The sequence below is a fragment of the Paracoccus benzoatiresistens genome (genome assembly GCF_026913015.1).
GTDB lineage: Bacteria > Pseudomonadota > Alphaproteobacteria > Rhodobacterales > Rhodobacteraceae > Paracoccus > Paracoccus benzoatiresistens.
This window is the reverse complement of record NZ_JAPTYD010000007.1, coordinates 1-16,269: the sequence shown is the minus strand read 5'-3', so window position 1 is coordinate 16,269 and position 16,269 is coordinate 1. Positions and strand designations below refer to the sequence as shown.

General features: G+C 67.0%; 19 protein-coding genes. 9 read left to right on the top strand and 10 right to left on the bottom strand.

Annotated features, from left to right (window positions below; all coding sequences use genetic code 11):
- Positions 1-36: 36 nt before the first annotated feature.
- Positions 37-1,899 carry an ABC transporter ATP-binding protein gene (locus OU682_RS07345; RefSeq protein ID WP_268941430.1) on the bottom strand — a complete coding sequence of 621 codons (1,863 nt, stop codon included), beginning with the start codon at positions 1,897-1,899 and terminating at the stop codon, positions 37-39.
- 147 nt (positions 1,900-2,046) lie between these two features.
- Here OU682_RS07345 and OU682_RS07340 point away from each other — a divergent pair, with 147 nt between their 5' ends.
- Positions 2,047-2,547 carry a ferritin-like domain-containing protein gene (locus OU682_RS07340; protein ID WP_268941429.1) on the top strand — a complete coding sequence of 167 codons (501 nt, stop codon included), beginning with the start codon at positions 2,047-2,049 and terminating at the stop codon, positions 2,545-2,547.
- Positions 2,548-2,603: 56 nt separating this feature from the next.
- On the opposite strand, the gene OU682_RS07335 is transcribed toward OU682_RS07340, so the two are convergent.
- The 8 genes from OU682_RS07335 to tuf form a co-directional block, all read right to left on the bottom strand.
- Positions 2,604-3,017, bottom strand: a complete 414-nt coding sequence (locus OU682_RS07335) for a GFA family protein (protein ID WP_268941428.1) — start codon at positions 3,015-3,017, stop codon at positions 2,604-2,606.
- Complete coding sequence (locus OU682_RS07330; RefSeq protein WP_268941427.1) at positions 3,014-3,220, bottom strand: VOC family protein; 207 nt, start codon at positions 3,218-3,220, stop codon at positions 3,014-3,016. The genes OU682_RS07335 and OU682_RS07330 overlap by 4 nt, the downstream gene beginning before the upstream one ends.
- A 62-nt stretch (positions 3,221-3,282) precedes the next feature.
- Positions 3,283-4,857, bottom strand: coding sequence for a GMC family oxidoreductase (locus OU682_RS07325; protein ID WP_268941426.1), 1,575 nt, complete (start codon positions 4,855-4,857; stop codon positions 3,283-3,285).
- A 17-nt stretch (positions 4,858-4,874) separates the two neighbouring features.
- Entirely contained in the window at positions 4,875-5,396 is a 522-nt protein-coding gene (locus OU682_RS07320; protein ID WP_268941425.1) for a Twin-arginine translocation pathway signal, read from the bottom strand.
- Between the two features lie 56 nt (positions 5,397-5,452).
- Positions 5,453-5,848 carry a VOC family protein gene (locus tag OU682_RS07315; RefSeq protein ID WP_268941424.1) on the bottom strand — a complete coding sequence of 132 codons (396 nt, stop codon included), beginning with the start codon at positions 5,846-5,848 and terminating at the stop codon, positions 5,453-5,455.
- Between the two features lie 83 nt (positions 5,849-5,931).
- Positions 5,932-6,222, bottom strand: coding sequence for a ribbon-helix-helix domain-containing protein (locus tag OU682_RS07310; protein ID WP_268941423.1), 291 nt, complete (start codon positions 6,220-6,222; stop codon positions 5,932-5,934).
- A gap of 54 nt (positions 6,223-6,276) precedes the next feature.
- Complete coding sequence (locus OU682_RS07305; protein ID WP_268941422.1) at positions 6,277-6,696, bottom strand: hypothetical protein; 420 nt, start codon at positions 6,694-6,696, stop codon at positions 6,277-6,279.
- Between the two features lie 178 nt (positions 6,697-6,874).
- Positions 6,875-8,050 carry an elongation factor Tu gene (gene tuf, locus OU682_RS07300; RefSeq protein ID WP_268941421.1) on the bottom strand — a complete coding sequence of 392 codons (1,176 nt, stop codon included), beginning with the start codon at positions 8,048-8,050 and terminating at the stop codon, positions 6,875-6,877.
- Positions 8,051-8,277: 227 nt separating this feature from the next.
- Here tuf and OU682_RS07295 point away from each other — a divergent pair, with 227 nt between their 5' ends.
- From OU682_RS07295 to OU682_RS07280, 4 genes are all read left to right on the top strand, one after another.
- Positions 8,278-9,201, top strand: a complete 924-nt coding sequence (locus OU682_RS07295; protein ID WP_268941420.1) for a tellurite resistance TerB family protein — start codon at positions 8,278-8,280, stop codon at positions 9,199-9,201.
- A gap of 128 nt (positions 9,202-9,329) precedes the next feature.
- Positions 9,330-9,797, top strand: a complete 468-nt coding sequence (locus tag OU682_RS07290; RefSeq protein WP_268941419.1) for a c-type cytochrome — start codon at positions 9,330-9,332, stop codon at positions 9,795-9,797.
- Positions 9,797-10,381: a cytochrome b/b6 domain-containing protein gene (locus tag OU682_RS07285; protein ID WP_268941418.1), complete on the top strand. Its 585-nt coding sequence runs from the start codon at positions 9,797-9,799 to the stop codon at positions 10,379-10,381. The genes OU682_RS07290 and OU682_RS07285 overlap by 1 nt, the downstream gene beginning before the upstream one ends.
- A 55-nt stretch (positions 10,382-10,436) precedes the next feature.
- Positions 10,437-11,345, top strand: a complete 909-nt coding sequence (locus OU682_RS07280) for an SDR family oxidoreductase (RefSeq protein ID WP_268941417.1) — start codon at positions 10,437-10,439, stop codon at positions 11,343-11,345.
- 249 nt (positions 11,346-11,594) lie between these two features.
- Here the strand turns inward: OU682_RS07280 and parC are convergent, their stop codons facing one another.
- Positions 11,595-13,835: a DNA topoisomerase IV subunit A gene (gene parC, locus OU682_RS07275; RefSeq protein ID WP_268941416.1), complete on the bottom strand. Its 2,241-nt coding sequence runs from the start codon at positions 13,833-13,835 to the stop codon at positions 11,595-11,597.
- A gap of 124 nt (positions 13,836-13,959) precedes the next feature.
- On the opposite strand from parC, the gene OU682_RS07270 reads away from it, so the two are divergent.
- Genes OU682_RS07270 through OU682_RS07255 form a run of 4 tightly spaced genes read left to right on the top strand, consistent with a single transcriptional unit; the run spans position 13,960 to position 16,083 of the window.
- Positions 13,960-14,469 carry an SH3 domain-containing protein gene (locus OU682_RS07270; protein ID WP_268941415.1) on the top strand — a complete coding sequence of 170 codons (510 nt, stop codon included), beginning with the start codon at positions 13,960-13,962 and terminating at the stop codon, positions 14,467-14,469.
- Positions 14,466-15,284: an SDR family NAD(P)-dependent oxidoreductase gene (locus tag OU682_RS07265; RefSeq protein ID WP_268941414.1), complete on the top strand. Its 819-nt coding sequence runs from the start codon at positions 14,466-14,468 to the stop codon at positions 15,282-15,284. Before OU682_RS07270 ends, OU682_RS07265 begins: the two co-directional genes overlap by 4 nt.
- A 26-nt stretch (positions 15,285-15,310) precedes the next feature.
- The gene (locus OU682_RS07260) at positions 15,311-15,511 is read left to right on the top strand and encodes a twin transmembrane helix small protein (protein ID WP_268941413.1); all 201 of its coding nucleotides are present in this window, start codon (positions 15,311-15,313) and stop codon (positions 15,509-15,511) included.
- Positions 15,511-16,083, top strand: a complete 573-nt coding sequence (locus tag OU682_RS07255; RefSeq protein WP_268941412.1) for a cob(I)yrinic acid a,c-diamide adenosyltransferase — start codon at positions 15,511-15,513, stop codon at positions 16,081-16,083. The genes OU682_RS07260 and OU682_RS07255 overlap by 1 nt, the downstream gene beginning before the upstream one ends.
- The last annotated feature ends 186 nt before the right edge of the window (positions 16,084-16,269 follow it).

Genomic DNA, 16,269 nt, shown 5'->3' with positions numbered 1-16,269 from the left:
GCTGCCCGGCGATCAGCGCATGACGGCGGATGCGGATCAAGCCCCCTCAAGCTCCACATCCTCCAAAAGGAAACCGCCCGACTGGCGCGCCCAGAGCCGCGCGTAAAGCCCGCCCCGGGCCAGCAGCTCGGCATGGCTGCCCTGCTCGATGATCCGGCCCCCGTCCATCACGATCAGGCGGTCCATGGCGGCGATGGTGGACAGGCGGTGCGCGATGGCGATCACGGTCTTGCCTGCCATCAGTACATCGAGCCGCGACTGGATCGCGGCCTCGGCCTCGCTGTCCAGCGCGCTCGTGGCCTCGTCCAGGATCAGGATCGGCGCGTCCTTCAGCGCCACCCGCGCGATGGCGATGCGCTGGCGCTGCCCGCCCGAGAGCTTCACCCCGCGTTCGCCCACATGCGCGTCCAGCCCCCGGCGGCCATGGCTGTCCGACAGCAGGGGCACGAAGTCCTGCGCCTCGGCCATGCGCAGGGCGGCGGCAATCTCCTCCTCGGTAGCGTCGGGGCGGCCGTAGGCGATGTTGTCGCGGACCGAGCGATGCAGAAGCGAGCTGTCCTGCGTGACCACGCCGATGGCCGCGCGCAGGCTGTCCTGGGTGACCCTTGACACATCCTGCCCGTCGATCGTGATGCGGCCCGATTCGATGTCGTGGAAGCGCAGCAGCAGGTTGATCAGCGTCGATTTGCCCGCTCCGGACCGTCCGACCAGCCCCACCCGCTCGCCCGGGGCCACATGCAGCGTCAGGTCGTCCAGCACCGCCATGGGCCGCGCGCCCCGGACCCCGCGATAACGAAAGGTGACGTTGTCGAAGCGGACCGCGCCCGGACCCCGGACCAGAGGTTTAGCGTCAGGGGCGTCCTTGACCTCTCGCGGCAGGGCAAGGCTGGCGATGCCGTCGCGGACGGTGCCGATGTTCTCGAACAGGGCTGCGAATTCCCACATGATCCAGTGGGCCATGTTGTTCAGCCGCAGCGCCAGGGGCACGGCCACGGCGACTGCGCCCACCTCGACTAGGCCGTGCGTCCAGAGCCACAACCCCAGTCCCGCCACCGAGGCGACAAGGGCCACGTTGATCGTGTTCAGCGCGATGTCCTGGATCGAGGACAGCCGCATCTGCAGATGGACGGTGCGCAGGAAGGCATCCATCCCTTCGCGCATCCAGCCCTCCTCCCGCGAGGAATGCGAGAACAGCTTGACGGTGGCGATGTTGGTATAGCTGTCCACGACGCGGCCCGTCATCTGCGCGCGCGCATCCGCCTGTTCCTGCGCGACCCGGCCAAGGCGGGGGACGATCTGCCACAGCATGACGCCGTAGGCCGTGGCCCAGGCCAGGAAGGGCAGCGCCAGCCGCAAGTCCTGACTGGCCGCCAGGATCAGCGCGCCCAGGAAATAGATTACGACATAGCTGCCGACATCCATGGCCTTCATCGCGACCTCGCGCACCGCAAGCGCCGTTTGCATCAGCCGCTGCGCGATCCGGCCCGCGAATTCGTCCTGGAAATAGCCGACCGACTGGCGCAGCAGGTAGCGATGCGCCCGCCAGCGGATGCGCTGCGGAAAATTGCCCATCAGGCCCTGGTACAGCACCAGGGACGCCAGCAGGTGCAGCGCGGGCAGCAGCACCAGCAGCACCACGGCCATGAAGGCCAGCCGCCCGCCCTGACTGTCCCAGAACTGGTCGCGTGGAACCCGCGACAACTGGTCGATCAAATCCCCCAGCCAGCCGAACAGCACGACCTCGACGATCGCGATCAGCGCGGAACTGACGCCGACCAGCAGCAGCCAAGGGATAGCGCCCTGGCTGTAATACAGGACAAAGCGGACCAGCGATCGGGGCGGCATGTCCGGCGTCTCGGTCGGATAGGGATCAATGCGTTGCTCGAACCACGAGAACATGGTGTCACCGGAATGTCGTGAACGGGGTCAGGCAAGGGTGCGTTTGCTGGACCTTCCGGCGTCGCATGTCAAGTCGCGCTTCTGGAACGATGCGACAGGCCGCACGTTGCACAGAGGAAGAATGATGCCTCCCGAAAGGACACCGCCATGGCGATCAAGAACCTGAACGACCTTTACCTTCACCAGCTGAAGGACCTTTACTCGGCCTGCAAGCAGTCCATGGCGGTGGTCACCGAAATGGGCCGCGTCGCCAAGTCGCGCGAACTGTCCGAGGCGCTGATCGCCGGCAACCAGGGCATCGCCCGCGGCATGGAGGTTCTGGCCAGCGTTTGCGCCCGGCACGATGCGGATCCCACCGGCGAGCATTGCCGGGGAATGGAGGGGCTGGTCGTCGAGGCCCGCAAGCACGCGATCGAGACCGACTTCGGCGACGAGGATACCCAGGACGCGGCGATCATCACCCAGTATCAGCGCCTGACCCATTACGCGATCGCGGGCTATGGCTGCGTTCGCACCTTTGCCAATCGCCTGGGCCATGACGATGACGGCGCTGCCCTGCAGGACTGCCTGGACAACACGCGCGAAGGCGACAAACACATGACCCGCATCGCCGAGGGCGGCGTCAACCAGGCCGCGGCGAACGGCTGACAGGCGCCCATCGGGCTAATACGCCGCAGCCCTGGCACAAGGCTGCGGCGCAAGTGCTACAGATGCCGTGTCTCGGCGGCCTCGTTCCACCAGTCATCATGCACCCCATCGGCGTAAAAGACTGGCGCGGTGGCCAGTTCCGCCTCGGGAACATCGTCCAGGGCCGGGATGAAGATCATCGTGAAGGGCCCGCCCATCTGCGCGATATCGCCCGTCGTCCACAGCCGCGTCCCGCATCGGCTGCAAAAGACATGGTGCATGTCCACGCTGTCGTCCTGCGCGCGTGGCGTTTCGGCAATGGCGTCCCCGCCCCGCAGGACCCGCAGCCCGTCGGCATCGGGCAGGCGCATTTCCCAATAGCGCATCTTGCGGCAGAACCGGCAGTTGCAGCGCATGGTCCCGTCCGCCAGGTCGCCATCCGCCTCGAAGGCGACGGCACCGCAGAAGCAGCTTCCGCGATAGGTCCTCATGGCGCGCGATCCAGGGCGGCAAAGGCGAAATGGATCGGCTTGGCGGCCCTTGGCGGGAAGGCGGGACGAGCCGTGCCGAAATGCAGCACAGGCGCGTCCCTGTCCTCTTTCGTCAAACGGATACCCAAGGGCTCCAGCGCGGTCTGGTGGAACCTTCGGGCCGCGCCGCTGTCGCGCGTCGGAATGCCGATATGGTCGATCATGGCGGAAACCTCCTGACCGGCAGCATAGGCCGCCGGCCCTGACAAATCCTGTCAGCAGGGGTTCAGACGTTTCCGGCCGCCATTTCCTTCGCGATGTGATCGGCCTGGCGGATCGCCAGAGCCACGATGGTCAGCGTCGGGTTTTCCGCAGCCCCCGTGGTGAACTGGCTGCCGTCCGAGACGAACAGGTTGGGGATGTCGTGGCTTTGCCCGTGTCTGTTGACCACGCCGTCCTCGGGTTTTTCCGACATGCGGTTGGTCCCCAGGTTGTGGGTCGAGGGATAGGGCGGCGTCGGCAGGGTGCGCGTCGCGCCCACGGCCTTGTAGATCGCCTGCCCCCGCGCATAGGCATGGTTGCGCATCGCGATGTCGTTCGGATGGTCGCTGAAGTTGACGTTCGCGACCTTCAGGCCGAACTTGTCCTCGGTATCGGACAGCGTGACCCGGTTCTCGGCCTGGGGCATATCCTCGCCCACGATCCACATGCCCGCCATGTTCTCATAGCTGTCGAGCGCGGTGGTAAACTCGCGCCCCCAGGCACCGGGATCCAGGAAAGCCGCCATGAAGGGCAGTCCCAGGGACAGGGTTTCCAGTTCATAGCCGCCCACGAAGCCACGCGACGGGTCATGCTTGGCCTCGTCCCGGATGATGCCTGCCATGGTCGTGCCGCGCCACATCCGCACGGGATGCTCGAAGGTCGCATAGACCGATCCGGTGGTGTGGCGCATGTAGTTGCGGCCCACCTGGCCCGAGCGGTTGGCAAGCCCGTCCGGGAACATGCTGCTGTGCGAATTCAGCAGCAGGCGCGGCGATTCGAAGCTGTTGCCAGCGACCGCGACGATCCGGGCCTTCTGCATCTGCAGGTTGCCGTCCTTGTCGAAGTACTCGACGCCCGTGACCTTGCCGCTGTCGTCATGCAGGATGCGGGCGACATGGGCGTGGTCGCGGACCTCCAGGTTGCCGGTCGCCTCGCCGCGCGGGATGTCGGTATAGGCGGTGGACCACTTTGCCCCCCATTTGCAGCCCTGGAAGCAGAAGCCGGTCTGCTGGCAGGCCATCCGGTCGTCGTAATCGGCGCTGTTGATCGCCATGTTGCCGGTGTGGACGTCCTTGTAGCCCACCGCCAGCGCGCCCTTCTCGAACACCTTGTAGTTGTTGCTGCCCGGCAGGCGCGCCCGGCCGCCCACGCCCGTCACGCCCAGCTTGGTCTCAGCCTTGTCATACCAGGGCGCCATCTCGGCGCCGTCGATGGGCCAGTCCAGCAGGCTTGCGCCCTCGACCGTGCCGTAATTCGACAGCGCCTTCCACTCATGGTCCTGAAACCGCAGGGACGCGCCGGCCCAGTGCACGCTGGTGCCGCCCACGGCCTTGACGATCCAGGCGGGCAGGCCCGAGAAATCCTTGGCCACCCGCCAGTCGCCGCTGGTGGTGCGCGGATCGGTCCAGGCCAGCTGGCCGAAGCTTTCCCATTCGTCGTTGACGTAATCCTCGGGCAGATAGCGCCCGCCCGCTTCAAGGGCCACGACCTTGACGCCCTTCTGCGCCAGTTCGTTGGCCAGCACCCCGCCGCCCGCGCCGGTGCCCACGATGACGACCACGCTGTCGTCGGTCAGATCGAATTTGGCTGCCTTTGCCATGGTTGCTGTCCTCCCCCTTACAGCCAGTCGATGTCGTCGAAGCCGCGGGCGATATAGCCGCCCTGCGAGAAGGACTCGCCCTCGTATCCGAAGATCGGCCAGACCTCTTTCTGGTTGTAGAGTCCGGTCACCAGCCCGCCGCGCACCGTCTGGAAGAAGGGCGTGTCCTCGATCATCCGCAGGATGGCGACGCGGTCCGCTTCCCACCCCACCGACAGATAGCTGTCGAAGCCCGCCTGTTTCGCGGCGGCATCCAGGGCGGCGATGCCCTGGGCGACATCGGCCTTCTGGTCCTCGCTGTCATAGCCCTTGACCGCGACCGCATAATACCGATCGCCCACCCGGTCGTGCGGAAAGATGTCGCGCGTCATCTGCAGCAGCGTCGCCATCTCGTGTTCGCTGATGGCAGCGACCTCAACCGCCCAGGCGGCGTCCGGGGCCGCGATGAAACCGGGCCCGGCAACGGCCAGCGCCCCGGCCGCCACGGCGCGCGACAGCAGCGCACGCCGGGTCAGCCCCTGTTTGCGTAGTTGGGACATTCTCTCCTCCCCTGTCATTGTCGCGCGCGGCGGGCTCCCCTCCCGCGGCGGCGCGATTACTTGTAGCGGCCGCCCCGCTGGATCACCTCGATCTGGTAGCCGTCCGGGTCGGCGATGAAGAAGAACCTTGCGATCACCTCGCCGCCGGGCGCGAAATCGACCAGCTTGCGCGGGGCATAGCCAAGGTCCGTGATGCGGGCGTGTTCGGCATCCACGTCATCGACCGTGAAGGCCACATGGCCATAGCCGTCGCCAAGCGCATAAGGCTCGGTCCGGCCCTTGTTGACGGTCAGTTCCAGCTCGACCTCGCTTTCGCCATTGGCCAGGTAGATCAGCGTGAATTCCGGGAAATCCAGCCGCTCGGCCACCGTCAGTCCAAAGCAGCGGTCGTAGAATTCAAGCGAACGCGCTTCGTCCAGAACGCGGATCATCGAGTGGACATATTTCGCCATGCCAAGCCTCCGTAGCCTTTTCTTCTCCCAAGGCTAGGGGATCGTACGCGGGCGCGGGTAGTATCGGATTACTACAGGCGCATTTATTCGGCGGCGAAGGCCTGCGGCAGGTGCTGGTCCTCGCCAAGGTGGATCGTGCAGGCGCAACGCAGCAAGGACGTGAAATTCCGCGCCTCGCCATGCAGTTCAAGAACCTCGGCATGCAGCTTGGAGATGAAGGCGGGGGTGGAAACCCCCTCGCGCGCGGCGATCTCGTCAAGGATGCCCCAGAATGCCCGTTCCAGCCGGATCGAGGTGGATTGCCCGTTCAGCCGCAGCCTGCGGGTGACGGTTTCATAGCGTTCGGGGCGTTGCCCCGCGAAGATCTGGCACATGGGCTTGATCCGGCAGTTCCTGTGGGCCGATCCTGCGGCATCACGGGCGATGGGTCAATGCAACCTTTGGTCATCCCGCGCCACCCGGCCCGTCTGGCGGCGCAGCACCGGGAATGCCGCAAAGGCAAGCTGCGCAAGGGCACCAAGCGCGCCCGCGGGTGTCGTGAACGCGGTGAAGAAGCTGGACGCGCCTGCGCCCAAGACCATGGCAAGCAGCGCCTCGGACAGCCACAGCAATGCCAGGGCGGTCGCGCCCATGGCGATGCGGGCGGGGATGGGTGCGGGAACGGCAAGCCGCCCCAGGATCGCGCCGCAGACCAGCCAGGACAGCGCCAGCATGACGGGGATTTCCAAGGCAACGGCTGCCGTGGAACCAAGGCGCGGCACCAGCAGCATGTTGCGCACTATGCCCAGCACCGTGCCGCAGGCGAAGATGATGGCGTAATAGATCAAGGCGGCCCGAAAGACGGTCATGGCATCCTTCCCTTTTGGGCGAGGCACAGGCCCACCTTACGACCATCCTTCTGTCCGATGCAAAAAGCCGCCCCCTTTCGGGAGCGGCTCTTTGCCCTGTGGCATGGTGCGTGCCAGCACGCAGCCTGCAAGCTTGGCGCAGGGCGCGTGTTCACACGCACCCCTGCCCCGGCGATCCTTACTTCAGGATCTTCGAGACCACGCCGGCGCCGACGGTGCGGCCGCCTTCGCGGATGGCGAAGCGCAGCTTTTCTTCCATGGCGATCGGGGCGATCAGCTCGACCTCGAACTTCAGGTTGTCGCCCGGCATCACCATCTCGGTGCCCTCGGGCAGCTTCACGGTGCCGGTCACGTCCGTGGTCCGGAAGTAGAACTGCGGGCGGTAGTTGGCGAAGAACGGCGTGTGGCGGCCGCCCTCTTCCTTGGTCAGGATGTAGGCCTCGGCCTCGAAGGTCGTGTGCGGCTTGACCGAACCCGGCTTGCACAGCACCTGGCCGCGCTCCACGCCGTCGCGGTCGACGCCGCGCAGCAGCGCGCCGATGTTGTCGCCGGCTTCCCCGCGGTCCAGCAGCTTGCGGAACATCTCGACGCCCGTGCAGGTGGTCTTGCGGGTGTCGCGGATGCCCACGATCTCCAGTTCGTCGCCGACGTTGACCGCGCCGCGCTCGACCCGGCCCGTCACAACCGTGCCGCGGCCCGAGATCGAGAACACGTCCTCGATCGGCATCAGGAACGGCTGGTCGATGGCCCGCTCGGGGGTCGGGATGTATTCGTCCACGGCGGCGATCAGCGCGCGGATCGAGTTCTCGCCGATCTCCGGATCACGGCCTTCCAGCGCCGCCAGCGCCGAGCCCTTGATGATCGGAATGTCGTCGCCCGGATAGTCGTAGGAGCTCAGCAGCTCGCGCACTTCCATCTCGACCAGTTCCAGCAGCTCCTCGTCGTCGACCTGGTCGACCTTGTTGAGGTAGACGACCATGTAGGGAATGCCCACCTGGCGGCCCAGCAGGATGTGCTCGCGCGTTTGCGGCATCGGGCCGTCGGCGGCGTTCACCACCAGGATCGCGCCGTCCATCTGCGCCGCGCCGGTGATCATGTTCTTCACGTAGTCGGCGTGGCCCGGGCAGTCCACGTGCGCATAATGGCGCGCTTCCGATTCGTATTCCACATGCGCCGTCGAGATGGTGATCCCGCGCGCACGCTCTTCCGGCGCGCCGTCGATCTGGTCATAGGCCTTGAATTCACCGAAATACTTCGTGATCGCAGCCGTCAGCGTCGTCTTGCCGTGGTCAACGTGACCAATCGTGCCAATGTTGACGTGCGGTTTCGTCCGTTCAAACTTTGCCTTTGCCATCTACGGCCTCTCCTGATCGCGGGGCATGGCGAGACGGCCCCGAATTTGACGTGCGCCGCGATTTATAAGCCGGACCGGGAAAAATCAAGGGCGCGCGGGTGCCTTGTGGCTGGGAGGGGGCACGCGCCGATTGCCCGCCGGAACCATTCGCGGCACAGTTCTGTTCGGGGAACGCAGAACGGGGCGGCGTTGCCGTCCGTACACCGAGTATCGGAGGAGGTTTTTCCATGAGCCTGATGAAAACCCTGGGCCGGGTCGCAGCCGGCGTCATTCTTGCCAAGGGCATCGGCGCGGCGATGCAGCAGCACCAGCAGGGCCGGCCCGGCCAGGTGACCCGGAACCGCAGCCAAGGCGGCCTTCTGGGCGAGCTGTTCGGCAACAACAGCCGCCCGGGCGCGGGCGGCGGCCTGAACGACATGCTGGGCCAGGTCCTCGGCGGCGGCCGTCCCGGAACCGGGACGCGCTATGGCGGCCCTCAGTCTTCCGGCGCCTCGGGCGGGCTTGGCGGGCTTCTGGATGGTCTGACGACCCGTGCCCGCAGCGGCAGCAGCGGCGGCGGCGGCCTTGGAGACCTGCTGGGCCAGCTTGGCGGCGGCAGCAAGACCCGGAGCGCCGGCAGCGGCGGGGGGCTTGGCGATATTCTGGGCGGCCTTCTGGGCGGTGCCGCGGCGGGCGGCATGGCGGGCAACCTCGCGCGCAAGGACTCGCAGCCGACGAATGACGCAAGCTTTGGCGAGTTGTTCAACGACGCGGTGGTCAAGCAGGGCGAACCCGAGGTCGCGCCCACTCCGGAACAGAATGCGGTCGCCGGCCTCATGCTGCGCGCGATGATCCAGGCGGCCAAGTCCGACGGCACCATCGACGAGGCGGAAAAGCAGCGCCTGCTGGGCAAGCTGGGCGATGACCTGGATGACGAGGAACGCCAGTTCATCCGCGACCAGATGGCCGCACCCGTCGATCCCGAGGCCTTGGCCCGCGATGTCCCGCAGGGCCTGGAATCGCAGGTTTACCTGATGTCGCTTCTGGCCATCGACCTGGATCACGAGGACGAGGTCCGCTACCTGGGCCGGCTGGCGCAGGCGCTGAAGCTTGATCGCCCGGCGGTCCAGGAAATCCACGATCAGGTCGGGATCGCCGCGCCGCAGGCCTGATCCACGAAGGGGCCCCGCAAGGGGCCCTTTCGCCATTAAGTGACCGACTTCAGGACGATTGATCCGGGCTTTTGCCTCTGCCACTCTCCGTGTCAGAGTCCCACCGCCAGCCCTTGCAGGAGCCCGTCATGATCCCCGTCAAAGCCTTCACCCTTGCCGCCGTCCTTGCCCTGCCGACCCTTGCCGTCGCCCAGTCCGCCGACGACGCCGCCAAGGAAGCGCTGGAGGCGCGGCATGGCTACATGACGATGCTGGGCATCAACATGGGCCAGCTTGCGGGCATGGCGAAGGGCGAGGTCGCCTATGACGAGGCCTTGGCCAGCCGCGCCGCGGCCAATATCCTGGCCCTGACGCAATACGATGCGCCTGCGCTGTTCACCCCGGGCACCTCCTCGGAGGAGATCGATGAGTCCGATGCCCTGCCTGCCATCTGGGAAAAGCCCGATGATTTCGGTGCCAAGTTCGCGGACTTGAGCAAGGCTGCGGCCGGCAGCCCGGATGCCGTGAAGGGCGGCCAGGGCAATGTAGGCGCGGTGGTGCAGAAGTTGGGCGGCGCCTGCAAGGCCTGCCACGACGATTACCGCAAGAAAGACTGATGGCTGGCGGCCCTGCGCATCGCGAACGGATCTGGGATCCGGCGCTGCGCGCCTTTCACTGGACGCTGGCGATCCTGGTGGTCGCCAACTGGCTGCTGGGCAAGATCGGCCCCTCGGACATGACCTTGCATTTCTGGCTGGGCTACGCCGTGATCGGGCTTTTGCTGTTCCGGCTGGTCTGGGGCTTTGTCGGCCCGCCCTCGGCGCGCTTCGGCCAGTTCGTCCGCGGCCCCCGCGCCGTGCTGGCCTATGCCGGCGAGATGGTCCGCCCGCGGCCCAGCAACTGGCCGGGCCACAGCCCGATTGGCGCCTTGGCCGTGGTGGCGATGCTGGTGGTGCTGATCCTGCAGGTGATCACCGGCCTGTTCGCCGATCCCGAGGACTATATCAATGTCGGGCCGCTGGCCTCGCAGGTCAGTTCGGCCACGTCGCGCGCCGCCCTGCGCTGGCACCATCGCGGGGCGGACCTGATCCTGATCCTGGTCCTGCTGCACTGGGCGGTGATCCTCTTCTATCGCCTGTGGAAGCGCGAGAATCTGGTCGATCCGATGATCACCGGCTGGAAGTGGGTGCGGCGGCGCTAGGGTGGAACCCTTGCCGCCGCGGCATGTTGGGCAGGGCAACCGGAAAGGAAAGCCCATGTCTTCCGACACCACCGACCAACCCTTTCGCAGCGGCGCGATCGAAGATCCGCGCCTGCCCCGGCCTGATTTTCCCAAACAGGAACAGCCCGCCCCCGGCCTCGCCAGCCGCATGGATCCCCTGCCCGACCATGGCGAGACCAGCTATCGCGGCACCGGCCGCCTGTCGGGCAAGCGGGCGCTGATCACCGGCGGCGACAGCGGCATCGGCGCAGCTGCCGCCATCGCCTTTGCCCGTGAAGGCGCGGATGTCGCGATCAACTACCTGCCCGAGGAGCAGGAGGATGCCGACAAGGTCATCGCCCTGATCGAGGCCGAGGGCCGCAAGGCCATCGCCATCCCCGGCGATCTGCGGGACGAGGCCTTCTGCAAGTCCCTGGTGAGCCAGGCGGCCGAAGGCCTGGGTGGTCTGGACGTCCTGGTCAACAATGCCGGCCGCCAGCAGTTCTGCGAAAAGCTGGAGGATCTGACGACCGAGGATTTCGACGCGACCATGAAGACGAATGTCTATGCGCCGTTCTGGGTCACCCGTGCCGCGCTGCCGCATCTGAAGCCGGGCGCGTCGATCATCATCACCTCGTCGGTGCAGGCCTTCTCGCCATCCGACATCCTGTTCGACTATGCGCAGACCAAGGCCGCCAATGTCGCCTTTGCGCAATCGCTGGCCAAGCAGCTTGCCCCGCGCGGGATCCGCGTGAACGCGGTCTGCCCCGGCCCCTTCTGGACGGCCCTGCAGATCTCGGGCGGGCAACCGACCGAAAAGGCGGCGGAACACGGCAAGAAGCAGCCCCTGGGCCGCCCCGGCCAGCCGGTCGAGCTTGCGCCGATCTATGTGCTGCTTGCGTCCGACGAGGCGAGCTACATCACCGGCGAGTATTTCGGATCGGTCGGCGGCGCGGGGCTGTAGCGCCAGAAGATTCCTGCCTCCGGCGGGGATATCTTAACCAAGCTGAAAGAATTTCGAGTCCATCCTGAAGGCACGGTACAGGCGGGGACGCCGATGACCGTCCAAGGTGAAAGCCCCCTGCCTGCTGCATCATGCCGGCGCGGCGGGGGGCCGCCCCTTCATCTTGGTTGTAAATATCCTGGGGAGCCCGCCCCGGCGGGCGGGGCGAAGCCCCCCGGCCAACCGGCGCCGAAGGGCGTCAGCCCTTCGTCAGTTGAACCTGTTGTCGCGCGGAAAGCCGCGTGGTGCCATGCGCCCGGCGCTGGAGCGCTTGCCAAGCCATTCGGTCAGATCAGGTTCGGTCCGCGTGCGCCCGCCGCTTTCCTGCCAGCGCAGCCCGTCGGCCAGGGTGATGAAGGCCGCATCGGACAACGTGTCGCCCGCCACCAGCCCGCCGCCGCTGCCGTATTTCTGCAGACGCACGCCCTTGCCCCTGGACATCTCGGGCAGTTCGGACAGGGGGAACACCAGCATCTTGCGGTTCGTGCCGACCACCGCGACATGATCGCCGCTGACAGGGCGGCACAGCAGCGCGTCGCCGTTCAGCACCTGCTTGCCGGTCTTGGTCTGGGCCAGAATGTCGCCCGCCCCCACGATGAAGCCGTCCCCCGCCTTCGAGGCGACCAGGTATTTCTGGTCCGCCCGCCAGGGGAATATGGTGATCACCTCGGCCTCGTTCGGCAGGTCGATCATCAGGCGCAGCGGCTCGCCCATGCCGCGGCCGCCGGGCAGGTTGTTGGCCGGCAGCGTGTAGAAACGCCCATTGCTGGCAAAGATGATCAGCTTGTCGGTCGTTTCGGCATGAACAGCCAGGCCGGGGCCGTCGCCATCCTTGAACTTGACCTCGGCATCCAGGGGCTGGTGGCCCTTCATGCTGCGAATCCAGCCCATCTTCGACAGGATCACGGTCAGCGGCTCACGCTCGATCATGGAGTCGAGGTCGATGGGCGCGATCTCCTGCGCCTCGGCGATCTGCGTGCGGCGCTGGCCTGCGGGCTTGGACTTGCCGAAGAGGTTGCGCACCTCTTTCAGCTGGTCGGCGATCCGCGCCCATTGCACGCGTTCGTCCGCCAGCATCGCCTCCAGCCCCTGCCGTTCCTCCAGCAGGGCATCGCGTTCGGCGCGAAGCTCGATTTCCTCCAGCTTGCGCAGGGCGCGCAGACGCATGTTCAGGATCGCCTCGACCTGCACCTCGGTCAGGGCGAATTCGGACATCATCACGGCCTTCGGCTCATCCTCGTGGCGGATGATCTCGATCACGCGGTCAAGGTTCAGATAGGCGATCAGATAGCCTTCCAGCACCTCCAGCCGGGCGGCGATCTTGTCCAGCCGGTAATTCGCGCGGCGCACCAGCACCTCGCGCCGGTGGTCCAGGAAGGCGCGCAGAACCTCCTTGAGCGAGCAGACCTTGGGCACGCGCCCGTCGATCAGCACGTTCATGTTCATGCTGAAACGAACCTCAAGGTCGCTGACCCGGAACAGCGCGGCCATCAGCTGCTCGGGATCGACCGTGCGGGCCTTGGGCTCCAGCACGATGCGGATATCCTCGGCGGATTCGTCGCGGACATCGGCCAGGATCGGGATGCGCTTGGTCTGGATCAGTTCCGCCAGGCGTTCGATCAGCTTGGACTTCTGGACCTGATAGGGGATCTCGGTCACGACGATCTGCCACAGGCCCCGGCCCAGATCCTCTTGCATCCAGCGGGCGCGGACGCGAAAGGCGCCGCGGCCCGTGCGATAGGCCTCGGCGATCGTCTCGCGGTTTTCCACGATGACGCCGCCGGTCGGGAAATCCGGCCCCTGGATGATGCCCGCCAGGGTGTCGTCGCGCGCATCCGGCGTCTTGATGAGGTGCAGGCAGGCGTCGATCACCTCGTGCAGGTTGTGCGGCGGAATGTTCGTGGCCATGCCGACCGCGATCCCCGATGCGCCGTTGGCCAGCAGGTTCGGAAAGGCCGAGGGCAGGACCACCGGTTCGTGCAGCGTGCCGTCATAGTTCGGGCGGAAATCGACCGCGTCCTCGGCCAGTCCGTCCATCAGGCTTTCGGATGCCAGCGCCAGCCGCGCCTCGGTGTATCGCGCGGCCGCCGGGTTGTCGCCGTCGATGTTGCCGAAGTTCCCCTGCCCGTTCACCAGCGGATAGCGCATGGCGAAATCCTGGGCCAGGCGGGCCATGGCGTCATAGATCGCCGCGTCCCCGTGGGGGTGGTAGTTGCCCATCACGTCGCCGGTGATCTTGGCCGATTTGCGGAACGCCCCGTTGGGCGCCAGCCGCAATTCCCGCATCGCATAAAGGATGCGGCGGTGGACCGGCTTCAGCCCGTCGCGGGCATCGGGCAGCGCCCGGTGCATGATGGTGGAGAGCGCATAGGTCAGATAACGCTCGCCGATCGCGCGGCTCAGCGGTTCGGACTGGGTGTTGTCGTCGGGGTCGATATGCGGTTCGGACATGCGCCATCAGATAGGACGCAGCGCGCGCCCGGTCCAGCGTGAATCGCGGAACGGCCGGGCGGGCTTTGGCGTTGCGATGCATCATGGGATAAAAAGACCCGCAAGGGGATCGCTGGGGGCATTGATGATCAGACTGGTCGCGCTGATGCTGGCCACCCTGGCAGGGCTGTTCCTGGTCCTGTCCATCTGGGGCGACGGCAACCTGCGCGCCGAACGCCGTCCCGCGCCCGCGCCCGCGCCCGCGCTGCAACCCGCCGCGCAACAGGAGGCTCCTCCCCCCCCGGCGGCCGCCCAACCGCCGGCGGCTCCGGCCGTGGTGCAGGCCTCGACGCAGACCCCCCAGCAGGTGCAGCGCTTTCCCGGCCCGGTGCTGCGCCCCTCGCCCGAACACGCGGGCGAGGCCCCTGCCGCCGTCGCCACGCCCCTGCCCGAGGGTCCGGTGCTTTATGTCACCGGCGACCGGGTAAACATGCGGGCGGGCCCCTCGACCGGCGACCGGGTCGTCACGGCCCTGACACGCGGTGCGGCGGTCCAGCCGCTTGGACCCACGGATGCCGAATGGGTCAATATCCGCGACACCGATGGCCGGGTGGGCTATGTCGCAAGCCGCTTCCTGTCGCAGGCCGCCCCGTGAGCGGACGCGTCCTGATCACCGGCTGCTCCTCCGGCATCGGACTGGATGCCGCGCGGCGGATGCAGGCGATCGGCTGGCAGGTCGTGGCCACCTGCCGCCGCCCCGAGGACATCGCCGCCCGCCGGGCAGAGGGGATGGAGTGTCACCATCTGGAACTGTCCGACGGCGACAGCGTGGCCCGGCTGACCGATCAGGTCCTGGCGGGCGGGCCGCTGGACGCCCTGGTCAACAACGCCGCCTTCGCCCTGCCCGGCGCGGTCGAGGACATGCCGCGCGGCGCCCTGCGCGCGATCTTCGAGACCAACCTGTTCGGCACCCATGACCTGACCGTCCGGCTGATCCCGCATTTCCGCAAGGGGGGTGGGCGGATCGTCAACATCAGCTCGGTCCTGGGTCTGGTCGGCATCCGCTGGCGCGGGCCCTATGTCGCGACCAAGTTCGCGCTGGAAGGACTGACCGATGTCCTGCGGCTGGAGATGCAGGGCACGCCCGTCAAGGTCATCCTGATCGAGCCCGGCCCGATCGCAAGCCGCATCCGCGTGAACGCCATCCCCCATTTCGAACGCTGGGTGAACTGGCAGGACAGCGCGCGGGCCGACGAATATCGCGCCAGCCTGCTGAAGCGGCTTTACGAGCCCTCGGGCAAGGACAGGTTCGAACTGCCGCCCTCGGCCGTCAGCGACCGGATCGTCCATGCGCTGACCGCCCCGCGGCCGCGGACGCGCTATTACGTGACGACGCCCACCTGGATCTCGGGGATCAGCCGCAGGGTCCTGCCCACGCGCGCACTGGACTGGCTCATGCGCCACGGCTAGGGTCCTTGCCAACGAAAGGCGGCAGCATGACCGACGAACCCCTGTTCTATGTGATCGCGCTGGCCATGCTGGCGGTGCTGGTGATCCTGGCCACCGGCATCGGCGGGTTTGCCAAGGGCGGCGAATGGAACCGCAGGCACGGCAACCGGATGATGCGCTGGCGGCTCATCGCGCAGGCGATTGCCGTGGCGCTGATCATGCTGTTCGTCTGGCTGGGGGGCCGCTGATGGTCGTCCTGAACCGGATCTATACCCGCACCGGCGACGGGGGCGACACCGCCCTGTCGGATGGCAGCCGCGTGGCCAAGCACGACCCGCGGGTCGAGGCCTATGGCACCGTGGACGAGCTGAACGCGACCCTTGGCCTCTGCCGCCTTCATGCGGAGGGCGAACTGGCCGACCGGCTGGCGGTGATCCAGAACGACCTGTTCGATCTGGGCGCCGACCTGGCGCGACCGAACATGGCGGCCGACGGTCAGGCGGGCTATCCGGTGCTGCGCATCATCGACGCGCAGGTGACCCGGCTGGAGCATGAGATCGACGCGATGAATGCGGGCCTGAACCCGCTGCGCAGCTTCATCCTGCCGGGCGGATCGGCCCTCGCCGCGCATCTGCATCTGTCGCGCACCGTTGCCCGCCGGGCCGAGCGCCGCGCCACCGATCTTGCGACGGGCGGCGATGTGAACGGGGCGGCGGTCCGTTACCTCAACCGCCTGTCGGACTGGCTGTTCGTCGCGGCCCGCGTCGCCAACAACGGCGGGGCCGACGACATCCTGTGGGTGCCGGGCGCCAGCCGCTGACGCCCCCGCGCACCGGGGCCGCCGCAAACGCAGCGTCGGGGGACGCTTTTGTATTGTGCATCGCGCCGGCCAGCCGTTAACACTGCCCCCGACACGTAGATAAGGGGGGCATAACCCATGAAGATCCTCGTGCCCGTGAAGCGGGTGATTGACTACAACGTGAAGGCCCGGGTGAAGGCGGACGGG